The sequence below is a fragment of the Gemmatimonadota bacterium genome, from assembly GCA_009841265.1.
In the GTDB taxonomy this organism is placed as follows: Bacteria; JAAXHH01; JAAXHH01; order JAAXHH01; family JAAXHH01; genus JAAXHH01.
This window is the reverse complement of record VXMB01000014.1, coordinates 101213-117696: the sequence shown is the minus strand read 5'-3', so window position 1 is coordinate 117696 and position 16484 is coordinate 101213. Positions and strand designations below refer to the sequence as shown.

At 56.2% G+C, this 16484-nt stretch carries 10 protein-coding genes; 1 reads left to right on the top strand and 9 read right to left on the bottom strand.

Features of this window, described 5'->3' with window-relative positions; translation table 11 throughout:
- Positions 1–6 precede the first annotated feature (6 nt).
- From F4X08_13190 to purB, 6 genes are all read right to left on the bottom strand, one after another.
- Positions 7–3135: a type I restriction endonuclease subunit R gene (locus F4X08_13190; protein ID MYD26757.1), complete on the bottom strand. Its 3129-nt coding sequence runs from the start codon at positions 3133–3135 to the stop codon at positions 7–9.
- Complete coding sequence (locus tag F4X08_13185) at positions 3132–4355, bottom strand: restriction endonuclease subunit S (protein MYD26756.1); 1224 nt, start codon at positions 4353–4355, stop codon at positions 3132–3134. Before F4X08_13185 ends, F4X08_13190 begins: the two co-directional genes overlap by 4 nt.
- Positions 4352–7039 (bottom strand): type I restriction-modification system subunit M, encoded by a 2688-nt coding sequence (locus F4X08_13180; protein ID MYD26755.1) that lies wholly within the window; start codon positions 7037–7039, stop codon positions 4352–4354. The genes F4X08_13185 and F4X08_13180 overlap by 4 nt, the downstream gene beginning before the upstream one ends.
- Positions 7040–7307: 268 nt before the next feature.
- Entirely contained in the window at positions 7308–7718 is a 411-nt protein-coding gene (locus tag F4X08_13175; GenBank protein MYD26754.1) for a hypothetical protein, read from the bottom strand.
- Positions 7719–8073: 355 nt separating this feature from the next.
- On the bottom strand, positions 8074–9642 hold the full coding sequence (locus F4X08_13170; GenBank protein MYD26753.1) for a sodium:solute symporter family protein: 1569 nt from the start codon (positions 9640–9642) through the stop codon (positions 8074–8076).
- An 82-nt stretch (positions 9643–9724) separates the two neighbouring features.
- A complete protein-coding gene (gene purB, locus F4X08_13165) occupies positions 9725–11161 on the bottom strand; it encodes an adenylosuccinate lyase (GenBank protein ID MYD26752.1) in 1437 nt (478 codons plus the stop codon).
- Between the two features lie 291 nt (positions 11162–11452).
- Between purB and solA the strand changes: the two genes are divergently transcribed.
- Entirely contained in the window at positions 11453–12592 is a 1140-nt protein-coding gene (solA, locus tag F4X08_13160) for an N-methyl-L-tryptophan oxidase (protein ID MYD26751.1), read from the top strand.
- Positions 12593–12636: 44 nt separating this feature from the next.
- Here solA and F4X08_13155 read toward each other — a convergent pair whose 3' ends face one another.
- The 3 genes from F4X08_13155 to priA form a co-directional block, all read right to left on the bottom strand.
- Positions 12637–13059, bottom strand: coding sequence for a PaaI family thioesterase (locus F4X08_13155; protein MYD26750.1), 423 nt, complete (start codon positions 13057–13059; stop codon positions 12637–12639).
- Between the two features lie 91 nt (positions 13060–13150).
- The gene (locus F4X08_13150; GenBank protein ID MYD26749.1) at positions 13151–14077 is read right to left on the bottom strand and encodes a radical SAM protein; all 927 of its coding nucleotides are present in this window, start codon (positions 14075–14077) and stop codon (positions 13151–13153) included.
- A complete protein-coding gene (priA, locus tag F4X08_13145; protein ID MYD26748.1) occupies positions 14008–16467 on the bottom strand; it encodes a primosomal protein N' in 2460 nt (819 codons plus the stop codon). Before priA ends, F4X08_13150 begins: the two co-directional genes overlap by 70 nt.
- Between the last annotated feature and the right edge of the window lie 17 nt (positions 16468–16484).

Sequence of the window (16484 nt, the reverse complement as noted above, 5' to 3'; positions counted from 1 at the left end):
TTCCGCTTATTCCGCATATAGTAAAATCTCGTTGTTCTTCTCCGCGATCTCCATCGTGCGGCTGATTAAACTGTCTTTCTTCTCAACTATACTCGGTAATGCCGCATAGGTTGTTTCAAGCAGTATTTTCTGTATCTCAGCCCTCAGCTTGTTACGTGCAGGTATGCTCTCCCAGAAACCAATCAGCTTCACCTCGAGTTCGACAGCATTATAAACCTGCTTTGTTAAATCGACTAGAAGTGAAATCTCATCGTCACTAAGTTCAATTTCGCCAAACATCTCCCTTTTGTAGCACCGGAAGAATGGCATCTGTTTTTTTCGATTAAGCCCATATGTGGGTTCCTTACTGGTGTTGATGATACGCTTTCGTAGCTTCTCCAATTCCTCTTGGACCTTACTCCAATTATCCTTGAACTCTTGCAGTATTTTAGCAAGTGCTTCTGCGAATGATGCTTGTAAATCCGGATCGTCGTTCAACTCGACATCTAAATAGTGTCGAATAGCATGTTCGATTTCAGCTGCTTTTGTTTTTGTTCGCGTATGCTTGTTAACAGATTCCTGGAATGAATCGTCCAAAATTGAGACTGGTTTGACCTGTTGATCTATACCTTCTGACACCAGGTATTTGTCTGTGATCGCACGGAGCTTCGGCGGGATTCCTTTCATACTTAATCGGTCATCTCTAAAATGCATACCAGCGAGCGTGTTGATTTCAGCTAATGTGTTGTATTCGTCTAAATATCCCAAAGCCTGTCTAGCTGGAAACACTGAGTTCAAATCTGTAGTGAGCTTTTTGAACGACTGCATGAACTCAAATCGTATTCCCTCATCATAAAACACATCGAAACAAGCATCAAAGTCTGCCAAATCTTCTAAGCCATTCGCCTTAAGAAAAGACTTGATTTCAGCATGGCTATCCTCTAATTCGCGCAACGCTTCTTCGGGAAAAACAAAGGTGTCGATAATCTCAGTTTGCTCTTTCTCATCATATAGATCGATTGCCCTCTTTAAATTATGACCAATTCCCACGTAATCAATCACGAAGCCTTTACCCTTTGCTTCACCTGCAACACGATTTACCCGCGCAATAGCCTGCAACAGATTGTGGCCTACAACGACTCTATCCAAATACATAACCTGCTCTACAGGGGCATCAAACCCCGTGATAAGCATATTATTGACTATAAGAATACCCATATTCCCAGTAACACCGTCAGTTTCACCACCGAAATCCATCTTGAAGCTTCTAATACTACGCTCGTGCCTGCTCGAATTTGTGTATGTTTTTAGATGACTTAAATCGTTTCCTTCCGCAGAAATCACTACATCTGTCTCAACAGATTTTAACAGATCCAAATCGAGACCATTTGGATTTGACTTTTCCAGATCAGCAGTTGAAGCTTCAAGAGCGTTGTCTATGTACTTCTTGTAACGGACTGCAGCCTCCCTGGAAGTGGCTACAATCTGTGCCTTGTAGCCATTCGGGAATACATGCTTCAGGTAGTGATCGACCATATCCCCGGCCTTGGCTTCAATCGTCGGTTCTGCTTCCAGGTAGGCTCTTCGGGTACCGTAGCCAAGGATTGCAAGTCTTTCCTCAATGTTGTAATCGCTGAACACATCTGTAAACGCCTCATCCATACCTTCTTGGTCAGAGACTTCCGCGTTGTGCGTGCGACCTTCATAGACAATCTCCAGAGTCACTCCGTCGTCGATGGACTGACGCATGGTATACTTGTCGATGTAGTCGCCAAAGACTTGCTCGGTCTTATCAATCGGAGTACCTGTATAGCCAATTTTTGTAGCATTTGGGATAGCTTTGTCGAGATTCGCACCGAGTAGCTTGTATTGAGAACGGTGGGCTTCATCAGTCATGACCAAAATATCCGGGCTGTCGTTAAGCTGAGGGAAAGTCTCTTCAAGATCTTCTTCTTGAAATTTGTGGATCATGCCCATGACTAAATCCGACGTATCAGAGCTCAGGAGTTCCTTCAACTCGCTGATTTTGTTCGCCGTCTTCACTGTGAACCCAATACTTTGGCTGGTCTCACTCAACTGATTTTCGAGTTGTGTCCGATCGGTGACGAATATCACTTTCCAGCTTGCCAGTTTCGGTTGTTGATACATCTCACGCACCATAAACATCATGGTCAGCGATTTTCCTGAACCCTGTGTGTGCCAGATGATGCCGCTCCGTTCGCGCGGAGTCGTACCTTCTATAAGACGCTTAATGGCGATCTTAACAGCGCGGAACTGCTGATATCGTCCCACGATCTTGATGGTCTGACCTTTATCGTTAGTCGAGAACAGAGTGAAGGTGCGAATGAGATCGAGCAGGTTTTTCTTATCCATCATCCCGGCGACCAAGCGCTGCTGATCGTTTGGGGTACCAGAGCCATGTTCGAGGTCATTGAGCGTTTTTGGATACGGATCAGCCCAACGAAAAAAGTGTTTTTCAATATGCGTGGTTATCGTCCCAAACTTGGCCTCCTGGCGACATGTGGCGACCACGAACTGGTTATAATAAAAGAGAGGAACGCATCCCTCACCTTTGGATTCACGCTGCTCGCTGTACCGTAGTATTTGGTCGATGGCCTCGGGGATGGCATCCTTTACTTTGGGAGACTTGCACTCGATTACAACCACCGGAAGACCATTTACGAATAGTACGATGTCCGGGATGATATGATGCTCCGTACCCAGGATGCGTACTTTGAATTGGCAGACTGCAATGAACCGGTTGTTTTCAAGGTTCTTAAAGTCGATAAAGCGCACAGTCGGGCTATTCTCACCGGTTTGCCGATTTTCACTGACGCTAGTGTTTTCGAGCAGTAAATGGAGCACATGCTTGTTGTTCTCGATCAATCCAGTACCCGGGAAACTCGCAGTAAGCTGCTTGACAACCTCTTCAACCTGATCGTCCTCTATCCAAGGACAGATGACCTTCAGTTGTTCTCGCAACACCGGCAGCATGATTACTTCCGTGAATGTCTCCCTGTGAGTATCGGCAGGGAGTTGTATGTTGTCGAGATCGATGATCTCCCACCCCAGACCCTCAAGTTGATCAAGCAGTGGTTTCTCAACGTGATTACGTTCGTCGAGTTTTATGTATGTTGAAGACTCGATTTTGCTCATATGCTGATATCAGCTTCCGTGAGTAAATGCGTTACGGAGACCTTGCCTGTAAGGAGGTCTTGCATCAGGGCGGTTTTGAGACCCTCAAGTTTTGCAAGATTTCTTCTGGCCTTTCTGATTGTTTCGGCATGTGTCAGAAGTAGGGTCTCAATACGCTCTTGTTCATTAAGCATCGGTACTTTTATCAGCAGATTCTTCATCTCGCTCACATTAAAATGCTGTTGTGCCAATCCACCTTGGCCCTTGAGGATTTGGAGTTTGCCGTGATAGGAGTTGATCCAGATCGAAAGATACTGTGACCTGACTTTCTTAGAGTTTGGGCGTGAAATTACGATGTCAACGCAGTTGCAGCCATCAAATTCTGGTGGAATTACAGTAGTGGCACCTGGATATCCGGTACGAACTGTGACTAAATCTCCGCGTCGCACTTGGCTTTTTCTAAGTTGTGCATTGTCCTTGACTGACATATAGACAAGGTGGCTCGGGTCAATACGGTTTTCTTGAATGTTGGCCGAACGCAAGGTCGGAATACCATCCTCACGGTAGTACTGAGTGGGCCGGATAACAATGCCGACAACGATTTCGTCACAGACGGAGACACCCCTTTCTACTTTCCATTCCACTGGAATACGCCCAAGCGACGAGTCTTTGAACTTGTGTGTATCCTCGGAGCGGATGTTTCCATTTTCGTCGATTCCATGTGTGAGCATGTCTTGCATCAGGCCGATCCTGATGCGCTGCTGCTTAGTGATCAATGCTTCTGTCTGGTCTATTGCCTGATCGACAGTCGAAAGGATTTCAGCGATCTTAGATTGTTCGGATTTCTTAAACAGGCGAACTGTTAAGTTCTCCAAATTGGAAACTGTGAGCATGGGAACTGCCTGCTGTGCTCCAAGACTCTCAAAATCAACTTGTTGTAGCCAGTAGTGCAGGAATTCCGGAATAAAACGATCTTTGTCAGGAGAAAATACAATTGTGGTTTGAGTTGCGCCAAACAGTTCATCCTTCGGTAGGCGAGGATAGCCAATAGTGCCCCGCGACCCGATGACAATAGAGCCTTTTTCGTTTTTGCGTCTAAAGTGGTCGGAATACGCCCAAGGCCTGTTCCCTTTATCTGCGGAATAGATTGGCAAACCATCACCAGAACAGTCCTTTTCGATAATCGTTTCTCCCATCCGAAGGAGACCGATTTTCGATAGAGTTTCTAATTCTGTACTCATCTCATATACCCTAATTCGCTTAGAAGTGAATTGAGCTGACCGAGCGTGATTTCTCGGTCCCTTTCCATCTTCTGGCTACTTGTGGCGTATTTGCTCCAGAGATTGTCAACGCCTGAAATTAGGCTCCGTATCTCTGCATTGAGGTAGCGTTCGAGTTCAGTGCTTACGGTGTCGTAGAGCTTCTTGAGGATGAGGAGTTTGGCTTCATCATCGGTTAGTTGACTACCGATTGCCTCCAGTACCGCTTCAGTGTTAGCAATACGCTCCTCGAGAGCAGCCGAGTCTCTGTTTAAGGCATTGATCTTTCGCTTGTCGGTCTTGTTCCCTGGGTCCAGTAAAGCAAGCTGGTCTTCGTTCTGCTGAATCAATTCCAGGTTCTCGTTCTTGAATCCTTCGCCTCCAAGTCGCTTGAGTTGGAGTTTGTCTTCCAATACGTCTTCCTTTCCTTTCAACGAAGATTTGCTGTCTCTGATCTGCTTTTCAATCTTCTTTATAGTGACATCCTGTGCCTTGAGTATGTCAAGCTCCCGCTTGGCCGACTCGCCAGTACTATCCTTCAGGTCATTAATGAGGTCCTTTAAGGCGGTCTTAATGGCGGAGGCCGTTACCGTTTTATCTTCTTCTGGCTCATACGCGGCAACCTCTTGAGCCGTTACCACGGCCTCGGCCAACTCTGTCTGTAGTTCACTTATACGGGTCTCCTGTTCCTCAATAGCGTCTGCCTCGCTCTGGAAAAACGCAGCGATCAGATATTCGTCCGGGATGAGTGTGTGATGCCATCCTGTTGAGACAATGGTCTTCAGGTCATAGCGAATTTGCTGCCACCAGTTGACGAATACGCCTGCACTCTTGAACTCGTCGAGTACACATAGAGGAACGAGCTTGTCTTTGAGTGTGATCATAAGCTCAAGGCGCACTTTGGGCATCTTCTGACCGCTGTGATTGGCATACTCAAGCTCGGCGAATTCATCACGGGCTACGCTCCACCATTGCTCGAGGGCTTTTCGGTGAATATCCAAGGTCTGAACGACCGATTGATCTCCCTCAATGATCTCTTTGATGTCAGGTCTGGCTGTAATTGACTCTCTGAATGCGAGGTAGCCTGGTCGATCAGGGCAGAATAGTGTTTCGGATTGGAGACCGAACTTTGAGAAATCATCATCTCGCGCTGCAACTTCAGATTCAGGGATGCCGCCGATGAGATGGGCCTGCACGTCCTCTGGTTCTGGCTCTGGAGTATTATCTACATAGCGTCGAATATTCAGGTTGTAGTCGTTCTCTTCGGCGATCTCAGACTTTACCACGAGCCGGCTATATTTTGGGATCTCGAGTTTGTTGGAGAACACGAAGTCGATTTTCTCCACGTCCTCCGGCCGCAGCTTGTTTTGATTCTTTCCTTCGGCATACTCGCGGTCTGCGTTGATGAATAAGACTTTGTCGTGCAACTCGTCGGGCTTGTTCTTATTGCAAACGAGCGCGCAAGCTGGTATGCCAGTCCCGTAAAACAGCCCTGGGGGCAGACTGATGATCGCTTCGATAATGTCGTCGCTGATTAATAGCTCCCGAATCAGCTTCTCCTTGCCCCCGCGAAAGAGCACACCGTGGGGCATAATCGTAGCCATGTGGCCGTCGCCTTTGAGACTTGCCAGCATGTGCTGGACGAACATCAGATCGGCTTTCTTGCCGGTTTCCGGACACCACTCGCGGAAGCGGTTGGTGAATTTCATGTTGGCGCGGCTGTAGTTCTGCGAAAATGGGGGATTGGCCAGCACGCGGTCGAACTTTCGAACCTTACCATTCTGTAATATCAGTGGGTCTTCCAGAGTATCACCGTTTTCAATAGTGAAACGCGTGATATTATGCAGGATCATGTTCATATTGCAGATTGACCAGGTGGTACCGTTGGAATCCTGACCGTAAAGTGCCAGATCGTTGGGATTCTCACCCTGTTCTTCGACGTACTGGTGTGCCTGGATGAGAAAGCCACCAGAACCAACAGCGGGGTCGTAGATTTCGTTTCCTGCTATTGGCTTAGTAAGCTGTACCAACAGGCGCACGACCTCCGCAGGGGTGTAAAACTCGCCTCCCTTCTTACCTGCGCTGTCTGCGAAGTATTTAATCAGATACTCGTAAGCCGCGCCGAGTAGGTCGGGGAATTCGAAGTTTTCATTGACCAGAACGAACTTGGGCTGGTTGAAATGATCGAGCAAGTCCTTCCACCTTTGATCCGATATCTTCGTCTTGCCCTTGACAGCGTTAAAATCAATGTTGTTCTTCAGTACCCCGGCCAGTGAATCGTTTTCATCCTCCACCGCGGCAATGGCCTTGTTTAACATGTTACCAATGTCACGCTTGAGGTCCTTGAGTGCTGGAACTAAGTCCCCATTCTTATCCTCCCACGTCTCATGCCAGCGAGCCCGAACGGGTACAAAAAAGGTCTCTCCGTAGGAAGTTTTGCCCTCAAGTATTTCTTCCAACAGGTGTGGCTGGTTCTTCAGATGAGCGTAGTCTTTCTCGAGTAGCTGTTCCCGCTTTTGATCAAATTCATCTGAAAGCCGTTTCAGGAACAGCATACCGAAGATGAACTCCTTGAATTCGGAGGCATCCATATTGCCTCGCAGGATGTCGGCTGCTTTGAAAAGGAAGGACTCCAACTGAGCTAGGGTGATTTTTTCTTTATACATGGTACATTCACTCTTGGTTTTCTATGAGCGACCTGCGGAACTTTCGAATCATATAAACAATCAGGGCTATATACTAAATTGACCTGTTCGTATCTTACTGCAATAACTATATATATTTCATATGGTTACCTAGTAGAATTAAAGTGGATTCCTGCGGAAAGTATACACTTTTAACCGTTATCGGTCAGGCGGTTTTGGGGGTGAGTATATAGAATAAAAAGACGGAGACGGCCTTTGTCGCACGTGTATAAAACTGAGGCCAGACTTTCTAATCGGGCAGGAGTCTTCTACCATGTTTTTTAGCGAGTTTGTTATATGCCTTTACACGTTCTTGATATGCTTCGATATGATTCTCGTAGTAGTATTCAGAATCAAGTTCGGCAGTTCTACCGTGGGGAAAGGCTTTACCACATTCGGAACAGACTCCTTCGCGAGTTTTTACGGATGAATTAATAAGGGACTTGAAATACGCTTCACCGTTTTCTCGCAATACACGTTCAGCGTGGGGACAGCAGGACTGCATTCGTTCCCTGTGCCTTTCGTCTCGAGCTTTACGCCACTCTGTTAGATTGAAGTTTCTCAAAATGCAGTAAACAGCGACCGGCACACCCGAGGAGAGCAGAATAAGGGCTATTTGCCACCACTCGTATTTCAATAACTGGGAGATGATCTGTTCCACAATCGAAATCTCCTACGTACATAGTAATAGACCAATATCGCGAAGCTTGATTACGGAATTAGACGATTCGACAACGTGGGGCAAGAAACAACTACTCGCTTGTATATAGGGTACATTATACATAGCCTTTCTTACACTTTCCACATAGACAACTACTACAGCCAGTATCAAGTGGGTTTCGTTTCGATAATCGAAATCTTCACATCTCACTCATTATTCCCATCCCGCCTCCCCATTCTTCGGAACAGCGCCCGGATATCTCCTAGCGCACCTACGCTGACATAGACGGCCACTCCGGCGAAAAGCAACAGGCATAGGACGAAGACTACCGACCAGAACGTGCTCCAGAATTCCATCACGCTTCCTCCTTCCGGTCCTCGCGAGCCGGACTATCCGGACCGTCCGAGCCGTCCAGACGGTCCGGGAACACCAGCGACCCGGCGAACATGAGGACCAGGGCTAGCGCGGTGATGGCCAGTCCGATTTCGTCGCTTTTGTACATGCCCAGTCCCAACGCCTGGTTCACGGGTCCCAGGCCCGCCACGGCGCCGATGCCCGCGGTGAGCGCCAGGTAGGCCCCCACGGTGCTCGCCCGCCTCCAGTACAGCCCCGCCAGCAGCAACGTGAAGGCGCCGGTGAAGTAGATGGCGCCGCTCACGGCCATGTAGTCCCACAGGTCCTGCCCCAGGTCGTACCAGAGCCCCCAGACGAGCAGGAACAGGCCGATCACCAGGATGAAGATGCGCGACAGCGCCAGGCGCCACCGGGTGGTCAGGCGCTCGTTCGTGGCCGGCGCCACGACGTCGTGGGTCAGCACCGACGCCCAGCAGAGCAGGTAGCTGTCGTGGGTCGACATGAAGGCGGCGAGGAGCCCCGCGCCGACGAGGCCGATGATGCCGGTGGGCAGGATCTGGGAGAGGAAGAGGGGCATGGCCTGCAGCGTCACCGTGGGGTCGGCGGTGGGCGACCCGGTTTCATCGAAGAAGAACCCGCGGAAATCGGGGTTGTTGAAGAAAAACGTGAGCGCGCAAATACCGAGGAACTGGGGGATCATGAACCGGATCAAAAAGCCGATGGAGGACCACCGGTACAGCCTGCGGACCACTTCCACGCTTTCGGCGGCGCAGGCCCGCATGACCGAGGTCTGCCATACGGCGCAGGACACCAGCCCCGCCGTGAAGATCATCCACATGATGTAGGAGGGGCCGAAGCCGCTGCCCTCGAGCAGGGGGTTGAAGCCGGACTCACCGTGGACGGAAGCCACGGTCTCGACGATGGTCGGCCAGCCGAGGGCGTATACCGCCATGCCGCAGGTGAGGATCATGCCGAAGGAGAGGATCACGAACTGGATGTAGTCGGTGATCACCACCGAGACCATGCCGCCCATGATAGTATAGGCGATGACCAGCGCAAGCATGACGGTCATGACCACGGCGACGGCGTTGGGATCGGTCAGGCCGGTCAGGCCCGTCACGAACAGGGCGCCTGCCTTGAGGAACAGGCCCATGTTTAAAATGCCGGCAAAGGCGAGGAGCAGGCCTCCGAAGATCCGCACGCCGCGGCTGAACCGCTTCTCGTAGAACTCGGGAATCGTCATCACGCCGAGGCGGCGCAGGGGCACCACGATGAAGCCCGTCATGCCGACGATGAAGGTGACGACGCCGGCGATGACCGCGATGTGGAAGGCCGCGAACCCGCCCGTGAACCCCTTCTGGGCCGAGTACATGACCGTCACCAGCCCCAGCTCGCTTCCGATCATGGTCGCCACGGCCAGGCGCGACTTGAGCGACCGGCCCGCCACGATGTAGTCCCCCATGTCCCGGATGTACCGGTTCATGTACAGGCCCACGCCGACGGTGGCCGCCATGTACACGGCGACGATGAGCCAGTCCAGGGTACCGAAATTCGTGGGGAGAGACGGCATGGATTGATGGAGCCGAGATGGGTTCTGGATTACCTGGAGGAATCGCTATTGCAGTCGCGCGTTTCGCAGGCGCGCACCGGGATCAGGCGTCTTCTCCGTCGGCGCCCGACGAATCCTGTTTGCCTGCCGCGCCTTCCGGTACGATGTCCTCGCCTTCCCGGGCGATGTGCCTGGCCAGTACCGGCGCGAGACCGACGTAGTCCGGGGGCGTCAGAGCGAGCAGGCGAAGCTTGTCGTCGTCCGGCAGGTCCAGGTCGCGGATCAGGTCCTCCATGATCTCCTGCGTAATGACCTGTCCCCGGGTCATCGCCTTCATCCGCTCGTAGGGGTTCTCGTGGCCGGCCTTGCGCATGACCATCTGCACCGCTTCCGCCAGCACCTCCCAGGCCCCGTCGAGGTCGGCGCTCACCGCGTCCCGGTCCACTTCCACGCGGCCCATGCCCTGGATGGCCGAATGGATCGCCAGCAGGGAGTGGCCGATGGCCACGCCGACGTTCCGCAGGGCGGAGGAGTCGCTCAGGTCGCGCTGCTGCCGCGAGATCTGCAGCTTTCCGGCCAGGTGTTCGAGCAGCGCGTTGCTGACGCCCACGTTGGCCTCGGAATTCTCGAAATCGATGGGGTTCACCTTGTGGGGCATGACCGAGGAACCCGTCTCGGTCCCCACCACCTTCTGGCGAAAGTAGCCCAGGGAAATGTACGACCACATGTCCCGGTCGAAATCGAGCAGCACGGTATTGAAGCGCATCAGCCGGTGAAAAAGCTCCGCCAGGTAGTCGTGGGGCTCGATCTGAATGGTGATCGGGTTGAAGGTCAGTCCGAGGCGGTCCTCGACGAAGTGCCGTGCGACGGCCTCCCACGGCACGTCGGGATACACGACGAGGTGGGCGTTGTAGTTGCCCACCGCCCCGTTGAACTTGCCGAGGTATTCACTGTGAAAGACCTGGTCAAGCTGGCGCCGCCAGCGGGCGACGAACACCGCGAGTTCCTTGCCGACGGTGGTGGGCGTGGCGGATTGCCCGTGGGTGTGGCTGAGCATCGGGATGTCCGCCGTTTCGCCGGCGAGGGCGGCCGCGACGGAGATCAGGTCCTGGCTCCCGGGTAGCCATTCCTGCTGGATCCCGTCCCTGAGCATGAGGGCGTAGGCAAGGTTGTTTATGTCTTCGGAAGTACAACAGAAATGGACCGATTCGGAGACGTCCTCCACGGAGGTCCCGGCGATGGCTTCCCGTACGTAGTACTCCACCGCCTTGACGTCGTGGCGGGTCTCCTGCTCGATTTCCTTGATCCGCACGGCCTGCGCGTCGGTGAAATCAAGGACCAGCGACCGCAGAAAACCGGTCTCTTCGTCGGTAAAGGCGCGCACGTGCCCGATCTCGGGCCGTTCCGACATGGTGATCAGCCATTCGATCTCCACGTGCAGCCGGTACTTGATCAGCGCCCATTCGGAGAAATAGGAGGAAAGACCCTGCAGCCGGTCGCCGTATCGGCCGTCCAGGGGAGATAGTGATCGTAGAGACATGAGTCGCCCGGAATCCGGAACCTGCCTGTTTTCACGTTGCCTTCGCGTTGCCTTCGCTTTGCCGCGGTTTCAGTATACCTTCCGATCACGGGAATCGGCAAGGTTCTTTATCCCGGCGGCAGGTGAAACCGTCGTTTCGTGGACCTTGATCTGCTTGATTCGGCACGCACCCGCTTCTATATTCAGCCCACCTTTGCGACTCTGTACGTGTATACTTTATGACACCGCGCATGTACTCTGAGCACCACATGTGCTCTAGGCTCCGCGTGTGTTCCCTGGAGCGTCTGATCCGTGAGCCGTCCAAACTCCTCATACGACGTCATCGTCATCGGCGTGGGCGGCATGGGCAGCGCCACGGCCTGGCACCTTGCCCGGCGCGGCTGCCGCGTACTGGGCCTCGAACAGTTCAACATCCCCCACGACCTCGGATCTTCCCACGGCCAGACACGGATCATCCGCCTGGCCTATTCCGAGCATCCGTCCTACGTGCCGCTGCTCCGGCGCGCGTATGCGCTGTGGCGTGAAATCGAGGAGCTGGCGGACGAGCGGCTGCTTTTCATCACTGGGGCGCTGGACGCGGGCCCCGCGGACGACTGGGTCTTCCAGGGCTCGAAGACTTCCTGCGAGGAGCACGGCCTGCCCCACGAGATCCTCACGGGTGCGGAAGTGAACCGGCGGTTTCCGGGCTACCGGTTGCCGGTCGACATCATGGCCGTGTTTCAAACGGACGGTGGTTATCTGTTGCCGGAACGGTGCATCGTCGCCCACGCGGAGGCAGCCCAGGAGGAAGGCGCCGAGATTCACGGATGCGAACCGGTGCTGGACTGGAAGTCCGACGGTCGCGGGATTACGGTAAAGACCGCAAAATCGATCTACACGGCGGATCGGCTGGTGATCACTGCGGGCGCCTGGATCGGCAAGGTGGTGAAACCGCTGGATGGACTGGTTCAGCCTGAACGCCAGGTGCTGGGCTGGTTTCAACCCCGTCGGCTCGACTTGTTCCAGCCGGACCGGTTCCCGGTGTTCAATCTCCAGGTGGCCGAGGGCCGGTACTACGGGCTTCCGGTGCACGGGGTGCCGGGGTTCAAGATCGGGCGGTACCATCACCTGGACGAGCAGATCGACATGGACCGGATCGACCGGTCCGCCCATCCCCGGGACGAGGCCGTGCTCCGGGCATTCGCCGAACGCTACTTCCCCGACGGATCGGGCCCCACCACGAGCCTGCAGGTCTGCGCCTTCACCAACACCGCCGACGGCCACTTCATCCTGGACGCCCATCCGGAGCATGCGAACGTATTCGTCGCCTCGCCCTGCTCAGGCCACGGGTTCAAGTTCTGCAGTGTCATCGGAGAGGTCATGGCCGACCTGGCCACCACGGGGGAAACTCCGCACGACATCGCCCTGCACGGGCTCGCCCGGTTCGCGTAAGGCGTTGGTGCCTGTCCGCCCGGCTCGTATTTTAGCCGCGGCGCCTACCCACCCGGCTTGTAGTTCAGCCTGAGATAAGTGACCGTGGCATGGGCGACGCGGGTTCCGGCGTCGTTGGTGATCACCACTTCGCCGTAGAGTACCTTGCGGCCGTTCTTGATGACCCGGGCCTCGGCGTTGAGGGCTTCCTCGCTGGCGGCGTGCAGGTACGTGACCGTAAGGTTGGTGGTCACCGTGTCCCGCGTGATCCCGTTCAGTGTGGCGTGAGCCATGTACGCCATGGTATCGGCCAGGGAGGCCGTCACCCCGCCGTGCACGAGGTTGTAGGACTGGGCGAACCGGGGCTGATAGGGCAACCGGCCGCGGCAGACCCCGTCCTCCACCCCGACGATCCGCAGTCCGAGATCATGGACGAAGGGCACACCATCTATGAAGTCCTGCAATTCGGCTACGGTTACCGTGGGCATATTTTCGGGTGGCCTGCTCAAGCTTCCTGCGGGAACGGGACGAGGTCGAAATTGCACGTCGGATGATAACCAGAACGCCCTCGCCTGTCCATCACAATATGGATCGGCCGGCGGCCCGGACAATGCGGACCGACCGGTTGAACCCTTCCTTGCTGTACGCGACGCGTTCGGCGCCGAGGGAAGCCGTCAGCGCGTCCACCAGGGCGTGATGGGCACCGAGCCGGTACCATTCCCCGTAACCGAACCGCTCGTACATCTCCCGCACCTGGAGGCGTTCGGTCCGCATGCCGCCCGATCCGTCCCCGTCGAAATACGTATCCACGACCACGGTGTGGCAGCGGTCCCGGAGCGTTTCCACGAAGGTGTCGGGGTCGTTGGGCAGCATGGGACTGATCGTGACCCGGACCGGAAGTCCGGTTTCCATGGCGGCGTCGAGGGTCTTGAGCCGCGAGGCGACGGAGGGGGCATGGGGCGTGAGATTTCGTCTAATGGTCTCGTCGTGGGTTTCGAGCGTCAGGTTCAGTTCGACCCCTTCGATGCGCTTCAGCACGTCGAAGTCCCGGCGGACCATGGGGCTGCGGGTCTGCACGACCAGCCGGTCCGGTTGCAGGACGGCAAACACCTCCAGGCACTGGCGCGTGATCCGGTACTTCGACTCGGCGCCCTGGTAGGGGTCCGTGGCGGAACTCAGGAATACCCGCACCGGTTTGTCCCGCTTCTTCAGACGGGTCATCTCGGCCTCGAGCCGTTCGGGCGCGTTGATCTTGACGTCCACGTAGTCGCCCCAGGCCCCGCCGTGATAGAGGTGGACGGGCAGGGCCTGCACGTAGCAGTAGGGGCACCGGTACACGCAACCGACATAGGGCTGGAGAGTGTGGGTGTAGCCTTCCAGGAACCCGCCCGTGCGGGTCAGGATCGTCTTGCAGGTTATTTCGCGTACATTCGTTTTCACACCAGCCCCACGGGATCCACGTCGACTTTCAGATGAACGCGCCGGCTGTCGGCGGCGCGCTCCCACTGCATCCGGGCCTGCCGCACGGCGTCGCGCAGGCGCGCGGAATGGCTGCTCCGCGCGATGATCTGCCAGCGGTACTGGTTGCGCACCCGGGCAATCACCGGGGGCGCGGGCCCCAGGATATTAATCCCCCCCGGTTGCTTCCGCATGAGTTCGGCGAACCGGCGCGCCTCCCGCATCACGTATTCGTCCCGTTCCCCCTGGAACAGGATCCCGACCATGCGCCCGAAGGGCGGATAACCCAGTGCCTTGCGGTCGTTGATTTCCCGGGCGTAAAAAGATTGGTAGTCGTGCGCCTGCGCGCTGGCGACGCTGTGATGGCCCTGCGAATACGTCTGGACGATCACCTCGCCGCCCAGCTCTCCCCGCCCGGTCCGGCCTGCCACCTGTGTCAGCAATTGAAACGTCCGCTCGCTGGCCCGAAAGTCGGGCAGGTTGAGGGACGTGTCGGCCGAGATGACGCCCACGAGCGTAACGTTCGGGAAGTCGAACCCCTTGGCCACCATCTGCGTGCCGAGCAGGATGTCCGCATCGCGGTTCAGCACGCGGTGGAAGATGTCCTGATGGGAACCCTTCCGCGACGTGGTGTCCATGTCCATGCGGACGATCCGGGCGTCCGGAAACCGCTCTTTGAGTTCCTCCTCGACGCGCTGGGTGCCGACGCCCCGGTATCCGATCGACCTGGAACGGCACTTGGGACAGACCTCCGGCGCCTCGTCTCTATGGTCGCAGTAGTGGCACCGCATGAACAGGCTGTCGGCGTGGTAGGTCATCGTCACGCTGCAGTGGGGACAGGACACGGAAAGTCCGCAGTCGTAGCACTGAACGAAGGGAGAAAATCCCCGCCGGTTCAGGAAGAGGATGATCTGCTCCTTCCGGGCAAGCCGGTCCTTGATCCGGTCGGCCAGGGGAGCGGAGAATATCGAAAAGCGCCCCAGCCTGCGTTCCTCCCGCATGTCCACGATCCGCACGCCCGGCAGGGGGCGCCGGTCCACCCGCTCGGTCAGGCGGCAGCATTCGAATTTGCCGGTCTGCGTATTGGCGTAGGTCTCCAGGGAAGGCGTCGCGCTGCCCATGACTGTTACGGCGTTCACCGTGCGCGCCCGGACGACCGCCACGTCCCGCGCGTGATAGAGCGGGGGGTCGTCGAACTGCTTGTAGGACGGTTCGTGTTCCTCGTCGATGACGATCAGGCCGAGATCGGACAGCGGCGCGAACACGGCGGACCGGGCGCCGACGACGATGCGGTAGTCCCCGGCGCGGGTCCGCCGCCAGGAGTCGTACCGCTCCCCCGGGGACAGGCCGCTGTGCAGGACGGTCACGAGATCGCCGAAATGGGCGCGGAACTGCCGCACGGCCTGCGGGGTCAGGGCGAGTTCCGGCACGAGCACGATGGCCGACCGGCCCGCTTCCAGGGTTTTTTCTATGGATTTAACGTAGACGTGCGTCTTCCCGCTGCCGGTGACGCCGTAGAGCAGCAGGGACTTGAACGCGCCCTGGCCGATGGCGCCGTGGATCGCCCGCAGCGCCTCGGCCTGCTCCGCCGTGGGATCGACCTTTACCGGTTCGGGCAGCTCGGCGTCCCGGTATGGGTCGCGTATCGTTTCCACCTCCCGGAGCGACACCAGGCCCTTTTTCTCCAGTCTCCGCACCACGTCCCGTTCGATCCGCCCCAGGTGTCGGAGCTGCTCCGTGGTCAGCCGGCCACCGTGCCGCGCCAGGAGGTTGATGCAACTGGCCTGCCGGGGCGCGCGGGGGATCAGCCTGGTCACGATCCGGTCCGCCTCCTCCATCGGCGGGACCAGTTCGACCCAGGTCTCGTACCGGATGCCCGGACCGGTGCCGGTATCTCCGATCGAAATCGTCACCAGGCCCTTCGCCTCGAGGCCGCGGAGGGCCGCGAAGGGCTGCCGGATGCGGGTCCGGCGCCGGAGGCTCGACAGGGTGACGGCGCCCTGATCCGGTACCTGGGCGAGCAGTTCGGCCTGCCGGGGCGCGGCGCGGCGAAGCCGTTCCATGCACTCGGGGGGGCACGGTTCGTCCCGGCTGACGATCTGTTCGCTTTCAGATAACATTCCCGCGGGCAGGGCGGCCTTGATCGCTTCGCCCCACGGGCAAAGATAGTACCGGCCGATCCACCGCGTGAGTTCGAGCAGCGAGGCGTCCAGGACCGCGGCGCTGTCGAGGACGTCCAACAGCGGCCTGTACCGCGGCACGGGACAGGTGTCCGAAAGCGCCGTGATGACGCCGGTCATCCTGCGGTTCGTGAAGACGACGGACACCCTGCGTCCCGGCAGGGCCGTGTCGATGAGGTTGTCAGGAATGCTGTAGGAGAATACCTGGTCGACCGGTAGAGGGAGGGCTATTTCGGCAAACCGGACGGAAGCCGCCATAGGCTGTGACCGCCGTT

What these genes read in the sequence shown, in the direction of transcription:
- F4X08_13190 (MYD26757.1), bottom strand. Translation starts at nt 3,135, where the DNA reads ATGAGCAAAATCGAGTCTTCAACATACATAAAACTCGACGAACGTAAT.
- F4X08_13185 (MYD26756.1), bottom strand. Translation starts at nt 4,355, where the DNA reads ATGAGTACAGAATTAGAAACTCTATCGAAAATCGGTCTCCTTCGGATG.
- F4X08_13180 (MYD26755.1), bottom strand. Translation starts at nt 7,039, where the DNA reads ATGTATAAAGAAAAAATCACCCTAGCTCAGTTGGAGTCCTTCCTTTTC.
- F4X08_13170 (MYD26753.1), bottom strand. Translation starts at nt 9,642, where the DNA reads ATGCCGTCTCTCCCCACGAATTTCGGTACCCTGGACTGGCTCATCGTC.
- purB (MYD26752.1), bottom strand. Translation starts at nt 11,161, where the DNA reads ATGTCTCTACGATCACTATCTCCCCTGGACGGCCGATACGGCGACCGG.
- F4X08_13155 (MYD26750.1), bottom strand. Translation starts at nt 13,059, where the DNA reads ATGCCCACGGTAACCGTAGCCGAATTGCAGGACTTCATAGATGGTGTG.
- priA (MYD26748.1), bottom strand. Translation starts at nt 16,467, where the DNA reads ATGGCGGCTTCCGTCCGGTTTGCCGAAATAGCCCTCCCTCTACCGGTC.